General features: G+C 72.6%; 1 protein-coding gene. It reads right to left on the reverse strand.

Going from position 1 to position 2668, the window contains the following annotated elements; all coding sequences use genetic code 11:
• Positions 1-2668 (reverse strand): Rne/Rng family ribonuclease (locus tag B9S57_RS00805; protein ID WP_146057692.1); only part of this gene is annotated, 2668 nt, incomplete at both ends.

Consider the following 2668-nt stretch of genomic DNA (forward strand, 5'->3'; position numbering starts at 1 on the left):
CGGCCGCGGGACGCTGCCGCCTCGGCCTCGGCCGGGCTGCTGTAGAGCTCCTCGTCGGCGACGAACTCCGGCTCGGGCAGCGCGACCGGAGCGGCGACCTCGGCGGCCACCTCCGCCTCGGTCTCGGCCTCGGTCTCGGCCGACTGCTCGGCGTGCTCGTGCTCCTGGGCGTGCTCGTGCTCGTGCCCGGCGCCGCCTCGGCCGCGCTTCTTGGACCGCTTGCCGCCGCCACCACCGGTGGCCGTGGGCTGCTCCATGTGGACGATCACGCCGCGCCCGTTGCAGTGGACGCAGGTCTCCGAGAAGGACTCCAGCAGACCCTGGCCCACCCGCTTGCGGGTCATCTGGACCAGGCCCAGGGACGTGACCTCGGCGACCTGGTGCTTGGTGCGGTCGCGGCCCAGGCACTCCAGCAGGCGCCTCAGCACCAGGTCCCGGTTGGACTCCAGCACCATGTCGATGAAGTCGACGACGACGATGCCACCGAGGTCGCGCAGCCGGAGCTGGCGCACGATCTCCTCGGCCGCCTCCAGGTTGTTCTTGGTGACGGTCTCCTCGAGGTTCCCGCCCTGCCCGGTGAACTTGCCGGTGTTGACGTCGACGACGACCATGGCCTCGGTCTTGTCGATCACCAGCGAGCCGCCGCTCGGCAGGTAGACCTTGCGGTCCAGTGCCTTCATGAGCTGCTCGTCGATGCGGTACGTCGCGAAGACGTCGACCTCGGAGGTCCAGCGCGAGAGCCGGTCCGTCAGGTCCGGTGCCACGTGCGAGACGTAGCCGTGGATGGTCTCCCAGGCGTCGTCACCGCTGACGATGACCTTCGAGAAGTCCTCGTTGAAGATGTCGCGGACGACCCGGACGGTCATGTCCGGCTCGCCGTAGAGGAGCGTCGGCGCGTTGGAGCTGCTGGTGCTCTTCGACTTCTTCTGGATCTCTTCCCACTGGCCCTGCAGCCGCTCGACGTCGCGGCGCAGCTCGTCCTCGCTCGCCCCCTCGGCGGCGGTGCGCACGATGACGCCCGCGTCCTCGGGGACGATCTTCTTGAGGATGGTCTTCAGCCGGGCACGCTCGGTGTCGGGCAGCTTGCGGCTGATCCCGGTCATCGAGCCCTCGGGCACGTAGACCAGGTACCGGCCGGGCAGCGAGACCTGGCTGGTCAGGCGGGCGCCCTTGTGGCCGATCGGATCCTTCGTCACCTGGACGAGGACGGACTGGCCGGACTTGAGCGCGGTCTCGATGCGGCGCGGCCCGTGGGCCATGCCGAGCGCCTCGAAGTTGACCTCACCGGCGTACAGCACCGCGTTGCGGCCCTTGCCGATGTCGACGAAGGCGGCCTCCATGGACGGCAGGACGTTCTGCACCTTGCCCAGGTAGACGTTGCCGACGTAGCTGGTGGCCTGCTCCTTGTTGACGTAGTGCTCGACGAGCACGTTGTCCTCGAGGACACCGATCTGGGTGCGCTCGCCGCTCTGGCGGACGACCATGACGCGCTCGACGGCCTCACGACGGGCCAGGAACTCGGCCTCGGTGATGATCGGGACGCGGCGGCGGCCCTGCTCACGCCCTTCGCGGCGGCGCTGCTTCTTCGCCTCCATACGGGTGGAGCCCTTGATGGACTGGACCTCGTCGAAGCCGGTGCCGGGCTCGCGCTCGGCTTCCTTCTTGCGCGGCTCGCGGACCTTGACGACCGTACGCTCCGGGTCGTCCGTGCCCGTGCCGTTGTCCTCGCCGGAGGCGTCCCCGCTGCGGCGGCGACGGCGACGGCGGCGACGGCTGCTGCTGGAGCCGGAGGAGGACTCGTGCTCGTCGTCGTCCTCGTCGTCCTGCCCCTGGTGCTCGTCCTCGGAGCGGTCAGCGACGGCGTCGTCCTGCTGCTCCGCGTCGTCCGTGTCGTTGGCCTCACCGCGACGGCGGCGACGGCCGCCACGACGGCGACGGCGTGAGGGACGGTCCCCGTACTCGTCCGAGTCGTCGCCCTCGTGCTCGGCGTCCGTCCCGGCCTCGTGCTCGTCCTCGACGGCGGCGGGGGCCGGAGCGGGCTGCTCGGCCGGAAGGGTGACCGGGGCCGCGGCCGGCTCGGTCTCGACCGCTTCGCCACGACGGCGGCGGCGACGACGCGAACCACCCTGGGGCGCGGACTCGGCCTCCTCTGCGGGGGCGGGCGCGGCGGCCTCAGGAGCCTGCTGCTCGGCCTCGACCCTGCGCGGCGCACGCTCCTGGGGCTTCTGCTCCTCGACGTCGTCGCTCTCGTCGTACGCCGGGGCGGAGCCCGCGGCGGCAGCGGCGGCAGCGGCGCTCTCCGGGGTCTGGAACATCGGCTCGGCGAAGACCGGGGCCTGGAAGACGGCCACGGCGGGGCGCGTGGCACGACGGCCCTTGCGGGCCGGCTCCTCGGCCTTGCCGGTGAATTCGGGACGGCCCGCGGCGGCGGTGGCGCGACGGCGCTGGCGGCCTCGCGGCGCGGCCTCCTCGACCTGCTCGGGCTCGGCGGCCAGTTCCTCGGCGACGGCTGCGGGGAGGCTCTCGGCCTTCTCGGCGGCGACCTCGACGGCCTCCTCGACGGGCTGCGGGCTGCCGGCCGGGGCGCTCGCCTTGCGGGAGGCGCGACGGCGGGAGCGTGCCGGGGGCGCGGCCTCGTCGGTCCCTTCGGTCCGAGCGGGCTCGGCGG

This window comes from Streptomyces sp. SM10, assembly GCF_002910915.1.
Taxonomy (GTDB): domain Bacteria; phylum Actinomycetota; class Actinomycetes; order Streptomycetales; family Streptomycetaceae; genus Streptomyces.